This is a genomic window from Paenibacillus sp. FSL H8-0034 (genome assembly GCF_038000305.1).
In the GTDB taxonomy this organism is placed as follows: domain Bacteria; phylum Bacillota; class Bacilli; order Paenibacillales; family NBRC-103111; genus Paenibacillus_S.
The window spans coordinates 7,678,646-7,694,073 of the sequence record NZ_JBBOBS010000001.1 but is presented as its reverse complement, the minus strand read 5'-3'; the positions used below and the strand labels follow the sequence as shown (position 1 = coordinate 7,694,073).

At 46.9% G+C, this 15,428-nt stretch carries 15 protein-coding genes; 12 read left to right on the top strand and 3 right to left on the bottom strand.

Going from position 1 to position 15,428, the window contains the following annotated elements; all coding sequences use genetic code 11:
* Window positions 1-113: 113 nt before the first annotated feature.
* Window positions 114-239: a YjcZ family sporulation protein gene (locus NST47_RS34370; protein ID WP_341159132.1), complete on the bottom strand. Its 126-nt coding sequence runs from the start codon at window positions 237-239 to the stop codon at window positions 114-116.
* 364 nt (window positions 240-603) lie between these two features.
* On the opposite strand from NST47_RS34370, the gene NST47_RS34365 reads away from it, so the two are divergent.
* The 12 genes from NST47_RS34365 (at window position 604) to NST47_RS34310 (ending at window position 11,754) form a co-directional block, all read left to right on the top strand.
* On the top strand, window positions 604-1,110 hold the full coding sequence (locus NST47_RS34365; RefSeq protein WP_445667427.1) for a YfiT family bacillithiol transferase: 507 nt from the start codon (window positions 604-606) through the stop codon (window positions 1,108-1,110).
* Between the two features lie 298 nt (window positions 1,111-1,408).
* A complete protein-coding gene (locus NST47_RS34360; RefSeq protein WP_341159130.1) occupies window positions 1,409-2,422 on the top strand; it encodes a response regulator in 1,014 nt (337 codons plus the stop codon).
* Complete coding sequence (locus tag NST47_RS34355) at window positions 2,419-4,218, top strand: cache domain-containing protein (protein WP_341159129.1); 1,800 nt, start codon at window positions 2,419-2,421, stop codon at window positions 4,216-4,218. The genes NST47_RS34360 and NST47_RS34355 overlap by 4 nt, the downstream gene beginning before the upstream one ends.
* 101 nt (window positions 4,219-4,319) lie before the next feature.
* Entirely contained in the window at window positions 4,320-5,849 is a 1,530-nt protein-coding gene (locus NST47_RS34350; protein ID WP_341159128.1) for an extracellular solute-binding protein, read from the top strand.
* Window positions 5,850-5,914: 65 nt separating this feature from the next.
* Window positions 5,915-6,874: an ABC transporter permease gene (locus NST47_RS34345; RefSeq protein WP_076229755.1), complete on the top strand. Its 960-nt coding sequence runs from the start codon at window positions 5,915-5,917 to the stop codon at window positions 6,872-6,874.
* Between the two features lies 1 nt (window position 6,875).
* Window positions 6,876-7,745 (top strand): carbohydrate ABC transporter permease, encoded by an 870-nt coding sequence (locus NST47_RS34340; protein WP_076229756.1) that lies wholly within the window; start codon window positions 6,876-6,878, stop codon window positions 7,743-7,745.
* Between the two features lie 308 nt (window positions 7,746-8,053).
* Window positions 8,054-8,515, top strand: coding sequence for a VOC family protein (locus NST47_RS34335; protein WP_076229757.1), 462 nt, complete (start codon window positions 8,054-8,056; stop codon window positions 8,513-8,515).
* A 36-nt stretch (window positions 8,516-8,551) separates the two neighbouring features.
* On the top strand, window positions 8,552-9,064 hold the full coding sequence (locus tag NST47_RS34330) for a VOC family protein (protein ID WP_341159127.1): 513 nt from the start codon (window positions 8,552-8,554) through the stop codon (window positions 9,062-9,064).
* On the top strand, window positions 9,061-9,759 hold the full coding sequence (locus NST47_RS34325) for an SDR family oxidoreductase (RefSeq protein WP_341159126.1): 699 nt from the start codon (window positions 9,061-9,063) through the stop codon (window positions 9,757-9,759). Before NST47_RS34330 ends, NST47_RS34325 begins: the two co-directional genes overlap by 4 nt.
* 36 nt (window positions 9,760-9,795) lie before the next feature.
* A complete protein-coding gene (locus NST47_RS34320) occupies window positions 9,796-10,452 on the top strand; it encodes a ThuA domain-containing protein (protein WP_341159125.1) in 657 nt (218 codons plus the stop codon).
* Between the two features lie 28 nt (window positions 10,453-10,480).
* Window positions 10,481-11,206 carry an SDR family oxidoreductase gene (locus NST47_RS34315; protein WP_341159124.1) on the top strand — a complete coding sequence of 242 codons (726 nt, stop codon included), beginning with the start codon at window positions 10,481-10,483 and terminating at the stop codon, window positions 11,204-11,206.
* A 131-nt stretch (window positions 11,207-11,337) separates the two neighbouring features.
* A complete protein-coding gene (locus tag NST47_RS34310; protein WP_076229762.1) occupies window positions 11,338-11,754 on the top strand; it encodes a J domain-containing protein in 417 nt (138 codons plus the stop codon).
* Window positions 11,755-11,832: 78 nt separating this feature from the next.
* Here NST47_RS34310 and NST47_RS34305 read toward each other — a convergent pair whose 3' ends face one another.
* Both NST47_RS34305 and NST47_RS34300 read right to left on the bottom strand, forming a co-directional pair.
* On the bottom strand, window positions 11,833-13,776 hold the full coding sequence (locus NST47_RS34305; protein ID WP_341159123.1) for a TOMM precursor leader peptide-binding protein: 1,944 nt from the start codon (window positions 13,774-13,776) through the stop codon (window positions 11,833-11,835).
* Window positions 13,773-15,407, bottom strand: a complete 1,635-nt coding sequence (locus tag NST47_RS34300) for a bacteriocin maturation protein (RefSeq protein WP_341159122.1) — start codon at window positions 15,405-15,407, stop codon at window positions 13,773-13,775. Before NST47_RS34300 ends, NST47_RS34305 begins: the two co-directional genes overlap by 4 nt.
* Window positions 15,408-15,428: the final 21 nt, after the last annotated feature.

Here is a 15,428-nt window from a genome sequence, read left to right as displayed (position 1 = left end):
AAGCACAATTGTTCGTGTTCCCAATCACACTATAAAAGACAGCAACCGATTAAGGGACTTAAACCCCTTTACGATTGCTGTCTTGATGAGTGATATCATTTTACAGGTTCATATTAGATGAATGTTCTCGAAATAATAACAAGCAGAATGAAGAGAACAAGAATAACACCTGTAGTAGTTCCCAAACCTAAGCCAGCACAACTACCGCAACCTACACCAAGACCAGCGCCATATCCCATAGTTCCAACCCCCTTCCATTTAACCTTCTGTATGTTATGTTGGTTAGCGGTTCGCGGATTGGACTCATGGAAAATGTGTGTTTGGTAGGGAGAAACAAGTCGTTCCATGGTTGATAGATTTACATAAGCTATGATGTGGGAGACAACGCCAACGGCTCCCATACAACCCATAGATCACTTCCACAATGGACGGTTGCCTTTAGGGGATCGTCTATTTCCTTATGGGTATCCCAAACGCGCAGCTAGCATTCGATGAATGAAAAGTTGTACACTGTGTAAATAGTAGGAAACCATTTCTGCAATGAAAATGAGATCCATAATCAATAGAGGTAGAGGTGACAATATGGACTTATGGTCTTATCCCTTGGGTACATTTAAACCGGAGATGCATCCAACCTCAGAGCACCGTGCCATATGGATGGAGGACATCGCTCATATTCCCACAGCGCTTCGACTGACGGTGCAGAACCTCAATGCTGAGCAGCTGCTGACCCCTTATCGGCCTGGCGGCTGGAATACCCAACAGGTCGTGCATCATGTGGCCGATAACGATATGAATGCTTATATTCGTTTTAAAAGAGCTTTAACAGAGGAAGCTCCTGTTGCAGGTTCCTATCGCGAAGAATTATGGGTTGAATTAAGCGACTATCAAGAAGTGCCCATAGAAACGTCATTGCTACTTTTGGAATCGCTTCATCAGCGATTTGTTGTCCTGCTTCGTTCATTATCACCGGAACAATTTCAGCGTACCTTTATAAGTCCGACTCATGGCACCATGACGCTGGATATCGCTGCTCAAAGATACGCTTGGCATGGGCGGCATCATATCGCACAAATCGATTCACTCAAAGCACGTATGGGCTGGATATAAGCCTCATTGAAAGTGCTTATTGTTGTAAAAAGTCGTATTCTGCTTGGCTGATGGCTGTGTGGGACACGGCTTTTTGTGTCATTTTCACCCCAAATGGTACATCTTTATCCTAATTTACCCAAGTCAGTTACCTACATGTAATGTATCGACAAGTCACAATTCAGGTAGTAGGATATGGGTATTACAGCATGTTGCACACCGCGGCGTGGAGAAATGCCGGTTGGCTGCGATGTAACGTTGAATGATGAATGATTACGATGCTAGCGTTCTTTTGGACGCTCTTAGGAGGTTTCGTTATATGTTTCAGGTGCTGATAGCTGAAGACGAAATATGGATTCGTGATGCGGTTGCAGAAATGGTCGAGCGACTTGCGCCTCAATTCAATGTAGCAGGCGAAGTGGGTAATGGGGATGAGGCTTGGAGCTTTATTCAGGAGCATTGGCCCAGTATCGTAATCACAGATATTATGATGCCTCACAAAAACGGTCTTTGGTTGTGTGAAAAAATCGATCAGGCTCATCTCCCCATCGTTACGATTGTTGTAAGCGGTTACGATAATTTTCAGTATGCCAAAAAAGTCATGCGTTATGGAGTTACCGAATATTTATTGAAGCCGCTTGATGAGGAGGAGCTGCATGGTGCTCTGAAGCGATCGATCCAACGGCTGGAGGGCATGACCGAAATCCATGAAGGTGTACTTAATATCCAAAAGTTTGTCGAGCATTTGCCAGAAATGAGCCGGCATACCGTGCAATCGGAGCTGAACAACTTGTTAACAGCCATCTTCAAGCTCAAGCTGACAACCCCGAGCTATCGCAAGAGCGTATTCGCTATTTTATCATCCAAATTAAACGAGCTGCTGCAAGCATTTGGTACGCAGCAGACGCATATGTCCTTGGCAACTGAGGATGAGCAATCGATTCGTAAGCACTTCACAGAGCTCATACAAGCATGGATACTGATCTATCCCGAATATGCGGATCAAAGCGGTAATGCCTCGATTAAACGGGTATGCGAATATATGGATGTTCATTATTTTGAGAATTTTGCTCTGGCGCGCCTGGCCGAGATGTCACATATGAGCATTTCTCATTTTAGTATGCTGTTCAAAAAAACGACAGGCCAGACGTGTTTAAACTATTTGAACCTGATTCGGATTCGTAAAGCCAAGGAGCTGCTGCAGGAGCCTGACTTGAAAATATATGAAATCGCCGATATGGTCGGTTATTCCTCATTGCCTTATTTTAATCGGATTTTCAAACAAATTGTTACGATTACCCCAGTGGAATACAGAAAGAGAATGGGCCTATGAAAGCCTTCGTGATGCTGCGGAAATTTTCGATCAAAATGAAGATGGTGCTCGCCTTTCTCAGTGTCAGTGTATTATCGGTTCTGCTGCTGGGACTGCTGTCCAATTATTATTACAGCAAAGCGGTTGAGAAAGAATTTTTCAATATATCCAATGAAGCGACAGCACGTTTGAATTACCATCTCGATTACTATTACCAGCAGCTTCAGCAGTCCACGCAGTACTTGATCCAGAATGATACTATTCAGGAATGGCTGATCAGCAAAAGCTATACGAATGTCGATAAGCAGAATGTGGAGAAGGAGCTGAGGCGATATCTGGCTCTGAATTATTCGGAGATTCAGGGCATGTTTATTATTTCCAAGTCGAATCAGATCGTGTCGATGGCACAGTATTTTGGCAAGCTGGACCGTTTTGAGGACGAGCCTTGGTATGGCAGACCGGTATCCCCGAATATTATTATTCTTCCGACTCATACAGCCAAATATGAAGGAGCCTATGGGCGGCCGGTCATGTCCGTATTGCTGCCGATCTATGATAAGGAAACGATAGAACTGATCGGGACTTTGGCAGTAGACATCTCTTTGCAGGAAATAGATCGTGCATTCAAAAGCTCGCAGCTGGCAAAATCGGGGATATTTTTTATTTTGACGGGTGACGATTCTATTGTGTACCATCCGAATGAGGAATTGAACGGGCTTCAAAAGAGACAGACTGAGCTTGCAGGCCTGAAGATTCCGGATAAGGGAGAGACCGCGATTCAACGGTTTCATGGAGACGATTATTTGATTGGCAGCTCACTTTCACCTGTAACCGGCTGGCGGATCGTATCCTTAGTCCCTTTTGCAGAAGTGGCGGTAGGCTTAAGCTCGGCAAGAATTTCGATGCTGCTTGTGCTCGCTATTATTACCTGCCTTGTCATTCTGGTGGTTCCATTGTTGTCCAATCGCTTTGTCGATCCGATCCTTACTTTAAGAGGCTTGATGAGACAGGTAGCCAAGGGTGATCTAAGTGTGCAAACAGAATCAGTACCTGGTCAGGACGAGCTGCAGCAGCTGTTTCACAGCTTTAATATTATGGTCAAGCGGCTTGATGAGCTGATTGTAACCAATTCAAATCTGCAGCTGAAGGAAATGCAGGCGCTGCTGAAGCAAAAGGAAACGTTGATCAAGGCGCTGCAAAATCAAATCAATCCGCATCTGCTCTACAATACGTTAGGCATCATTACGAGTATGGCCTATCTGGAAAAGGTACCGGTAATCGAGAGAATGGCTCGCAATCTGGCCGATGTGTACCGCTATACAGCCCAATTCACGGATATGGAAGTATATCTGGAGGAGGAGCTGGGGCAGCTTCGCAAATATTTGGATATTATTCATGTCCGTTTTCCGAAGCATTTTCAGAGCCGTTATTTTATTAATGAAAAGTTTACCCGCTGCCGCGTTGTGAAGTTCATTCTTCAGCCCATTGTGGAAAATGCCGTGAAATATGCGATTGAGCCGAGAGGCGGGGAAGGTGTCGTCATCGTTAGTGCCTACGATGAAGGGCGCGATCTGATCATCGAGGTTGCGGACAACGGACCCGGAATAGCGGACGAGGAATTACAAAGAATTACCGAGCAGCTGGAGATGATTTCGACCACCGTTGAGCAAAATTACACGCAGCAGGATTCACTTGGGTTAGCCAATGTTCACGCGAGGCTGGTGCTTCAGTATGGCAATAAATATGGCATCAAGCTGAGCTCGTTCCCAGGACGAGGGGCTGTCGTATCGATTCGAATACCGATTCACCTCGAGTAAGTAAGATTGAATCGGAAATCATAGGATCAGATAATGTATTCGCTTTCAACATGCAGTATGTTGGTTATGTAAGATTCATATTGCCTGAGGGGGAACGTAGAATGGTTAAATGGATGAAAATATCCGCCGCAATTACACTGTCTGCCAGCATCGTTACAGGGTGCTCGCAAGGAGCTCCAAGTGGGAATGCAGCCGTAGACAAACCCGCAGATAGCAAGCCGGCTAACGCATTTAGTGAGAAAATCAGCATTAACATGATGTCAATCGCCTATGAAGGCGGCGCTTGGTCAGACAAACATCCGGTCATCGATGAATTAAATAAAAAGCTGAATATTGATTTGAAAATTCAATGGGTTCCATCCGACAACTATGTAGAAAAATTAGGGGTTATGGCGGCGTCCAATTCGTTCCCGGACGTATTCAGAATCAACAGCGCTGAGTTTTTGAAATGGCGCGATAAAGGCGTATTTCTCGACATAGCGCCGATCCTCAAAAACTATCCGAATTTAACGAAGGAAATACCGATGGAAACGTATGCTATCGGTAATCCCAAAGGTAAAATCTATGCGTTGCCGAACTGGACTCCAGAATCCCGGGAAACCTTATTCATCCGTCAGGACTGGTTGACCAAGCTTAATTTGAAGGCTCCGACAACGACCGATGAGCTGTACGAGGTTGCCAAGGCTTTTGCCAAAAATGATCCGGACGGTAACGGCAAAGACGATACGATAGGTTACTCCATTGCGATCCAGAATAACAGAAGCTTCAGCCGTGCTGCCGATCCGATCCGTTTTGCCTTTGGACTCGCTAATAGCTGGAAAGAAGTGAACGGTGCTATTGTTCCATGGCAGGCACAAACGAAGGAATTGAAAGATTTCCTGGGTTTCATGAGCAGAATGTATAAAGATGGAATTCTCGATAAGGACTTTGCTATCAATAAAGGACAAGATCCGGATTTCAAATTTGAGGCAAATAAGGTTGGATTTACGGATGTTCCTGCCACCAATATTTATGATACAGGCCTTCCGAATCTGCAAAAGCTGGTGCCTACCGCTGAGGCCGTTCAACTGGTACCGCCGAAGGGTCCTACAGGACTTCAAGGGAATACGACTTATGCCACAACCAATAAGGTTGTTATTAATGCCAAGATCGACCAGAAGAAGCAGGAACGCATTATGGCGTTAATGGATTATATGGTCACACCTGAAGGGCATTCACTGATCACTTACGGTGTAGAAGGTATTCACTACAAGAAAACCGGTGAGAAATACGAGGTGCTTCCGGCATTCGAAACGGATCGTCCGATGTTGATTAACTTCTGGTTCTTCCATAAGCTTGATCCGCTTAACACGGTTAGACCATGGGAAGATCAGGAAAAGCCGAAAAAAGTGCTTGCTCTGTTCGACGTGAATAAGAAGTATGCAGTGATTGACAAAGGAGCAGGGCTATTCTCGGAAACGTCTACCAAATCGGGAGCTACGCTCGACCAGAAGCTGATGAGCGAGATGGTAGCGATCATAATGGGTGAAAAACCTGTGGATGCTATCGAAGCAGCCGTAGATGCATGGAAGAAAAATGGCGGAGACAATATTATATCTGAAATGAACGAACAGTATAAATTGACGAAATAAGCAATGAGCATGCCTGTCCCGAAGAGGATCAAGCTGACATCATGCTAAGGAAAGGACAATGATGTATGAAAGCGATAAGTACGGAGAGCAAGCTGGAAGGCACCCTTTCATTGGCTAAGAACAAAAGGAGCTACCGTGCCTGGAAACGGGGGATTCCCCTCTATCTGATGATTTTCCCGGGATTGTTGTACTTTATCATTTTTAAATACATCCCCATGGGTGGGGTCCTGATTGCATTCCAGTCGTTTGATCCCTTCGACGGATTTCTTAACAGTGATTGGGTAGGCCTTGAGAACTTTCGCAAGCTGTTTGGAGAGCAGGACTTTACGCTGCTGCTCAAAAACACGCTGATTTTGAGTGGGATGAATTTATTCCTGTTCTTCCCCGCTCCGATCCTGCTCGCTTTATTGCTAAATGAGGTCAGGCAGGCATGGTTTCGCAAAATTGTGCAGACAGTCGTGTACATCCCGCATTTTTTATCATGGGTTATCGTCGTCAGTATTACGATTCTGCTGTTCTCGGTGCAAGAGGGCGGTGTCAACAAGCTATTGATGGAATGGGGCTTCGACCCGATTCAGCTGCTCACGGATCGTGGATATTTCCGCTATGTGTATGTATTTCAAAGCATATGGAAAGAGGCTGGCTGGAGTGCGGTTATTTTCTTCGCCGCACTTGCTTCCATCGATCCCACCTTATACGAAGCAGCCGTTGTTGACGGGGCGAGCCGTTGGCGGCAAATGTGGCATATCACGTTACCTGGATTAAGAACTACCATCATTATTTTGTTCATCCTGAGGGTCGGCTATTTAATGGATACCGGCTTTGAACACATCCTCCTGATGCAAAATCCAACGAACCTGCAAGTATCGGATGTATTCGATACCTTTGTCTATCGTACGGGTATCGTGCAGGGAGACTTTAGCTATACAACAGCGGTCGGGCTGTTCAAATCGGTAATCGGGCTGTGTCTTATTATTGGTGCTAATCGGATAGCGAAGAAAGTCGGAGAGGAAGGGGTCTATTGAGATGAAAGCACATGATTTCAGAGGTAGGGCTCCTGTATACCAAACTGTCGTTTTTTCTTTGCTGGTTCTCGTTGTATTGATAGCTGTGGTTCCGTTCCTGTATGTGCTGCTGGCTTCCTTTGCCACGAAGCAGGAAATTTTAACACGAGGCTTTTTTCTGATACCGAAGGTATGGACGACTAACGCTTATGCCTATTTGATGGAAAACCGCAATTTTCTCAAGTCCTTTCAAAATTCGGTTGTGATCACAGCTACAGGAACGACCATTAGCATGGTGCTTACGACTTTAATGGCTTACGGATTATCCAAAACCTGGTTGAAGGGACGCAGAATTCTCAATTTCCTCGTTCTGTTCACGATGCTGTTCAGTGGCGGCATGATCCCGCTCTATCTGCTTGTAAGAGGCTTGGGCTTACTTGACAGCTATTGGGCTTTATTCTTAACTGGAGCGATTGCACCCTTTAATCTGATAGTGATTCGCAGCTCGTTCCAAAATTTTCCAATGGAAATTGAAGAGTCGGCACGAATCGACGGCTGCTCGGAATTCGGTATGCTGTGGAGAATTGTGATTCCACTCTCGATGCCGGTAATCGCAACCTTTACCTTATTTTATACGGTTGATTATTGGAATTCGTACTTCAGCGCTCTCTTATATATTAACCAATCGGACAGACTGCCGATACAAGTGTTCCTTCGTCAAATGCTGATTCAACCGAGTGAAAATATGGGGGCGTCCGTGGAGGGGCTGGAATTCAGCCCGGCTGTACGAATGGCTGCGGTTGTGTTCACAGCGGCCCCGCTGCTGGTCGTATATCCTTTCCTGCAAAAGTATTTTAACAAAGGAATGCTGCTTGGTTCGGTCAAAGGCTAGGATTCTGCTTTGCATCTGTTTCATCCGCCTTACAGAGTCCTGATCACTATATGAAAATACGTTGAATACCAAAGATGTACTCATAGTGCCCTAAATTACTACACTCAAAAAAGTAGGGTGAATACTGAGCGGAGTGGTCAGGGTGTTCCGGAGATAGCGGAGCGGTGCCTTTGTTCCCCGATTTTTACCGCTAAATGTTTTATACAATCTGAAAATAGGGGAACAACAGCAATCGAAGGAACACCTTGACCGCGCAGCGACTCTTATTCACCCTACTTTTAATCCCATCCTTAAAGGAGCTAACCATAATGGAAAAAAACTTGCTCGGTACGAACGTCATTGCACAAATCGGAATATTGGTTCATGACATTGAGAAGACTTCACAGGCGTATGCCGACTTTTTTGGAGTGGAAAATCCAGGCTGGGCAATAACCGGAGCTGTAGATGTAGCTGAAACGGAATATCGGGGAGAACGCTCGGAAGCGAGAGCCAAGCTGGCATTTTTCAAAATGGGCTCACTGCAGCTGGAGCTGATTGAACCAGATGAGCATCCAAGCACTTGGCGTGAATATTTGGATGAGCATGGAGAAGGTCCACATCATATCGCGTTCAGGATCGAGGGCATGAAGGAGATCGTCACGAAGCTGGATCGCAACCAAATGCCCCTCGTGCAAAAAGGCGAATACACAGGCGGAAGATATGCCTATATCGATTCGCTGGAGCCGCTCAAGATCATTATTGAACTGCTGGAAAATGATAAGAAAAACTAGCCAGTATATATCATATAAACAGGAGGCTACGGGTATATGGAGCATATAGAGAATCATAATCTGATGAAAATCGGAATTGTTGTAGACGACATCGAAGAGGCAGCCAAGCAATATGCAGAGCTGTTCGGAATCGAGATGCCAAAGATTCGGGTTCCTGATCCGGATCGTGTGCCCCAGCACACGGAAAGCGGATATACGTGGTATCGTGGTAAGTTCATCTGCGGACAGGTGAAGCTGGCCAACTTGCAAATGGGACCCGTGACTGTGGAGCTGCTGGAAGCGTATGATGAGCCGGGTCCATGGAACGAGTTCAAACAGCTGCAGGGCCAAGGGGTTCATTTTATAACGTTCACCGTTCCTGGCTTTGAACAGCATATTGATTTTGTGGAAAGTAAGGGCTATCCGCTGACCCATAAAGGGGAATACGGAAGCGGTCGATACAGCTATTTTGATACAATCAGCAAGCTGGGAGTAACCCTGGGTCTGCAGGAGCTGGGCAAACCTCTGAATACACCTGTTATGCCGCAGGCAGGCGGTGAACCAGCATGAATATTCTAATTACTGGTGCAAACCGCGGTCTCGGCTTTCATCTATCGACGATTGCAGCGGAGCGGGGCCACAATGTTATCGCTGGTATTCGCGCTGCCAATCCTGATGGTCAGCTGCTTGAGCTGATCAACCGTTATCCCGGCCAAATCAAGGCTGTAGAGCTGGATGTCAGCCGTGAAGATACGGTTGCCCGGTTAGCAGAAACGCTGCGAGCGGACAATCAAGCTGTTGATGCAATCATCAACAGCGCTGCAATCCTGCTCGGCAGAGGGGGAACACTTGAAACCCTTTCGCTGGAGGATGTTGCACAAAGCTTCGAGGTCAATTTGTATGGGCCGATGCGGGTAGTCAAACATTTGCTGCCCTTGATGCCGGACGGAGGCCAACGGATCATCCTGAACATATCCTCGGAAGCGGGAAGCTTGTCCAATGCCTATGGTGGAGATTATCCGTATGCGCTCTCCAAAGCCGCGATCAATATGTTCTCCAAGCAGCTGAAGAAGTATGTGAAAGCCAAAGAGATCCGCGTGTATGCGCTGCATCCGGGCTGGATCAAAACAGATATGGGCGGAGAGAAGGCTCCTGGAGATCCGTTGGAAAGCGCTATGGGCATACTCGATATTGTAGAAATGAAAAAGGAGATTGCTCCTGAACACTATTTCATTAATTTTAAAGGCGAACCGATGCCGATCTAACATTTATCATGTGGCAAGGATGGAGGGAAGCAGTAAATGAAGCTTATTTATGCAATCGTTGGAGATTACTATCATGCTGAGGAACCGATCAGGGAAGCTCTGAACCTGGCAATCAAGCCTCTTACGGACAGCGGCTCCTATACATTGGAGTACATATCGGCTGAGGAATTGACGGAGCGGCTGCAGACAAAACCTGCCGCAGTGATTCTCTTCAAGGAAGACAGGGTTAATCCGAAGGATGAAATCGTCCAGCAGTGGTTAACGGAGCCCATATCGGCAGCTATTGTCCGTTATGTGGAAGAGGGAGGAGGCTTCCTCAACTGGCATTCGGGTTTAGCCTCTTATCCGCCTGATTCGGCATTTGTGAACATGCTGCGCGGTTATTTTATTTCCCATCCGTCCAAAAATCAAATGGTTCAATATCACGGTACGCTTCCTTCAGACAACTCTCAAGGGAACTCGAAGGAAATTTCATTCGAAATTATGGATGAGCACTACTTCGTTAGCTGTGATGAAGCCAATACGAGCGTTTTTCTGAGATCGGAATCCATCGATGGCAGCTCGATTGCGGGCTGGCAGCATACGTCAGGTCAAGGCAAGGTTTGCTGCATAACTCCGGCGCATAACAAAGAGGGTCTGCTTCACGATAGGATGATTGAGCTGCTCAGAAGCTCGGTTCAGGCTGTACTGTGAATAAGGATGAAGCAAAGGAGAAACGTCTATGTTTCACGATAAAGTAGCTTTGGTTACGGGTGGGAGTCAAGGAATAGGGCTGGCTATTATGCACGCACTGCTGCGCGAAGGGGTTTTTGTTGCTGTGGTCTCCCGGGATGCCAATAATTTGAAGTTGGCTCTGGATTCAGTTGACCCCCAGTATCGGGATCAGGTGACCGGAATTCAAGCGGATGTGAGGAGCGAAGCGGAGGTACACCATGCCGTTCAGCAGGTCATATCGACCTATGGACGTATCGATATCCTCATTAATTCGGCCGGGATCAGTATGCGTGAGAAACAGAATCTTCAGGATACGGATGTTACAGAATGGAACCGGATGATCGATATTAATTTAACAGGTACGTACCTGATGTGTCGTGAAGTCATCCCAGTGATGAAGTCACAGGATTTGGGATACGTTATTAATATTTTATCAACGGCATCATTTCGAAGCGGCTCCGGGAATGGGCTGTATGTGGCATCCAAATATGGCGCACGGGCTTTAACCGAAACGATCATCGAAGAAAATAGACGTACCGGTGTCAGAGTGACCTCCATTAGCCCCGGAGCCGTGGACAGTACGATCTGGAATCATAAAACCGAGCCGATCACACAGGAAGAGCGATCCACGATGCTAAAGACCGACGATATCGCGAGCCTTGTTGTGTATTTGGTTAATCTCCCGCCCCGTGTTCATATTGATAATATCACGGTAACCCCTTGGTATCGTTAATCAGATTTATGTAGAGGATCACCTGACATGAAGCATGCAGGTGATTTTTTCTATACAGTAAATTTTTACATATTCCCTTGCATAATTTCCCTTCTGATTGCAGAACCTTTAAATCAAAAGGAGGGAAAATTATGCAGGATCGCAGACAGGCATGCGCGGTACTTGGCCTTACCGAGGACGCAATTGAGAAGGAAATTGAGGACCGATATTTTTTTCTGATGAAGAGGTATAAATACCTGGATGCAGATGAGCAGCCATCCCCTGGGGAACCTATTTTTGCTAAAATAAATGAAGCGTACCGTTTTTTAATCGGGTACGCGCCGCTGCAGCCGGTTGTTTTTCGTGAGCTGGGCTGGAAAGACAAGGTTCAGCATGTTCGGGACAATTATATGATGGAGATTACGTATTCAGTTGTACTCGTGCTGTTCATATTCGCTGTAGGTGTAGGGGTTACCGAGTTATATTGGGCCTTTAAGGCAGGAACGAACAATATCGGCGTGTATTCCCCGACAGATTTGCCGATGTCCGAGCACGCAGGTAAGAAATAAATACAAATTAATCACATAAATAGTTAATAAGCCGCATCAAAAGATGAGCGGCTTTTTCTTGTAGAAGCATTTGTAAATTTATGGAAATGGATGTGGATATGGATTAAGCTGCTCCAATGTAAGAGGCTGCTCCACATATCCAAGTTCTGCCGGTATACGCAGTAGTCTCTCCAGTCCTGATAAGCGGGTAAGGTTATGTCCGAATGTCATCGGCAGCATGCCCGGAATGATCACTTTCACACCATGCAAATCGTTGCGTAATGTTTCGGGTGTTGTCTGATTGACGACAATAATATCCAGCTTCAATTTTTTGAACACCATAAGAATGCCCTTTAAATCCTCTGTCAAATCTGTGTGTGGGATCGTTACCTGCTTAAACGCTTCAGCGAACGTTTGCAAGGGCTGATGGTTATCGAGCAAAAATCTCAGGCGCGATTCCGCCTGCGGCAGGCTGTATAATAAGGAGTGGTCCTCCATTTGGCGAACCTGGGAGGAATCTTCGAGCATATGCAGGTAGGTTTCGCGGTTGGCTTCCAGCTTCGTGCTAAGCGATCCGATCATGCCGGCGAGTTCATGGATAGCGCTTATCGCGGCTCTTATCGGATCCAGATGAGCACCAGCTGCACAAACGAGATTCGCTCCCGTTGGCCTGGTGTTCTTCGCCAATGCCCACACAGATGGAATTCCGTTCTCCGTCGTAATGTTGAACAACTGAACCTCGTACCCTGCTACCGCTCGCAAACGGTCGACCATTAAGCGCAATTCCTTGCTATCAGTGGAATAAGGATCAAGACGGGGCACTGGAAGCTGTGCGTACCAGGTCATCAGGAATGAATCACGTTCTACAACCTCCAAAATTCCATACAAAATCGCTTCTTCCAGACTGCTGCCAAGCGCACATCCGTTGGAGGCTTCATTCACATAGCCTTCACCATAAGTCACACTATAATACGCCAGCAGCTCCGGAACGAGAATCGAACGTTCCTGCATAAACGAATAGCTCCAGACCCAATCGATGGGATGGTTCGGATGAAACGGTTGGAATGGAAAATCCTCCTGCGCATACTGCTCATCTGTATACACACCTACATCAAGCGGATTGAGCGCTTGCTCTGCGAGATTGTGATAGGTGTCACGAATTACGGTTCGTTTACCGCGCGGTGCCTGACTGCAATATCGCTCCAATCCTTCCAATATCGCGGTCAGCGTGCTGGTCACATAGGAATGAGTGCGGCCTGCTGTCACCTCGTCTCCTGCAAACAAGAGAAGGTTGGCATGGACAGCAGCAAAGGATGAAGCAAGATCTGGCTGATATACATTAAAAAGTCCGGTTCGGGAATCAAAATAATCTTTGATCAATACATCCTTCAGTTCGTTAACCGAACGACAGCGAAAGCTAGCGGGACTGCTCTTAAGACTTGGCTGGAGCTTAATCTGGGCTATCGTAGCAGTATCATCGGGTAATTGACCGCACATGGTACATAGGGGGTCAGGTAAAAAAGGGTGTAGGGAGCTTTTCAAAGTTATTAAGTTAACGAGATAGATGCGCCCTTCCGTGAGAGCCAGCTTACTCTGGAGTATTCTCTGTGCTTCTGCTTCAATTAGACAGGATATGTGCAGCAAGCCAGCGAGCGAAATGCCCGATTCATCAAGCTCGTCTCCGTATACCAATCTTCTCAGCTGCTGCTCGGACATTTCCAAATTGCGTCCTGCCATCTGATAACGCGTGTCCGCACATAACGAGCATCCCGGTGAGCCGGGTCGTACTAAGGGTCCGATCACACCTTCATCACCAAGAACACAGACATGGATCCAGGGGATGCCTGTCGGCTGCAACAATTGTTCAATTTCGTTAACCAAGAAGGAACTGGCTTCATCCTGCAGAACAATAACCAATTGTGCCGCTTCCGGTACACTCTCCTTGAAATCATTCAGTAGGGCGATTGAATAGGAATGAGACAATCTCCGGTACACGAGGTCCGCAAGCTTTCCCTCTCCGACAATCGCGATGACAGATTTCATCGGGAATCCTCCTCTCTCACAAGAACGCCCCAAACCCCTACAAGCCCTTCTTTCAAAAAAGGCTCATTGGCCATATCCATCACATGCAGTCGCTTGCTGTCCCGCTTCAGGATTTGCAAGGCCGCAGCCAAGATTTCAGATGATGTACTCTCTTGTGTGGAAGGAATGATCAGATGGGAGGGTTCTTTTGTTTCCAGTATCACAGAGGCTGCAACGAGTACTGACGGCGGAAGTATCAGTTGTGTGTTTGCTGCGAACCGCAGAGCTTGCTGCAGCACGCTTCTTAAGGCCAATGTCGTATTCAAGCCTACATGACCATACCAAAGGCCGTTTATACCGACCCATACAACAGGAAAGCCGTACAATTCCATACCAAGACCGATCGTTGGCGCCCCCTGTATAAGCGTCAATGACTGCAAATAGTATTTACAGCGTTCGTCCTCGACGTTATCTGGCAGCACTTGACGGATAAAAGGTTTCCGGTTGATCAACGATTTGGTCAATGTGTCAGTCAAGCAAATTAGCAGCCCGCGGCACACTCCTTCTGCGACTGTTTCACCTGCTCCAATACCGATAAACGGTTGAATTGCAGCCCCATTTCCATGAGCATACGGGAATGGAGGCAGTTCTGAAGTGAATAAAGTAGACAATTGCGTTACATATGCTTCAATTCCGGCTAGTCCTGCATCCCGTCGTGCCTCTTCATGAGTCAGACCTGAGCGAATTACATCGGGTAGCAGCTTGGCTGGTCCTTCCGAGAGAGGATCAGCAGCCTGAACACGGCACTGTGCCAACGGCAGCTGCCCCAAATCCCCTTCCTCCCAAGTATGGAAGATTCCTGCTGTGGATGACGTTAGTCTGCTGAAATAGGAAAACCACCCATAAGGCTCTCTTTCCTCTTTAATCAGCGCATCGGGAATTTCAAATTCTTGTACATAGGCTGTACGATCAGGGGCCGTAAGGAGTCCGGTCACGAGCGGATGGGGTACAAATGAATGCCAATCGCCTTCCAGCGTATTTAGATTAAGTACAAAGAAAGCCTGTTGCGCTGCAGATTCAGCCGCTTCCGATAACGCTTTGAGCCACGCAAATACCATGACGTTCGCCAGCATGGTTCCTGCCGTGGACGAGAAGTCGGACGAGAGATGGGTGCTGCCAAGAGCAGCTTGGTGGAGCCGACGCCACGCAGACTCCCAGCAGCCCTCCATGTCCGGATGGACGAGCGGCCCGACCAGTCCTATTTGCTGTATACAGAAAGCCGGCAGCAGCAGCTTCTGCTGTACTTTGCAAACCGCATTCAAGTTCCGAAGCTCCTCGATATGAGCTTCCTGCGAGACGTACAAAATTGAATGAAAGGGCGCGACTGTCTCGTGCCATTCAGTTCTCCCGCTGCGATCCAGACAAAGTTCTTCTATTACGGCCATAGGATCTGTTAAACGAGCATGCTCGACCAATTCCTTCAGCTGTTCACGATCGGTAGGTACGGATTCCGTAATTAGTATGTGGAAACGGAGCCATCCTGATTCAAGCAACGTGTCAGCCAAAGATATCAAAAAAGGACCGCAGCCGATCACCAACACCTTGGTATGAAGATATGGTTTTAAGGGGACGAACGATTCAGAATTTTTCATATCATCCTCCTGAAATGTCAG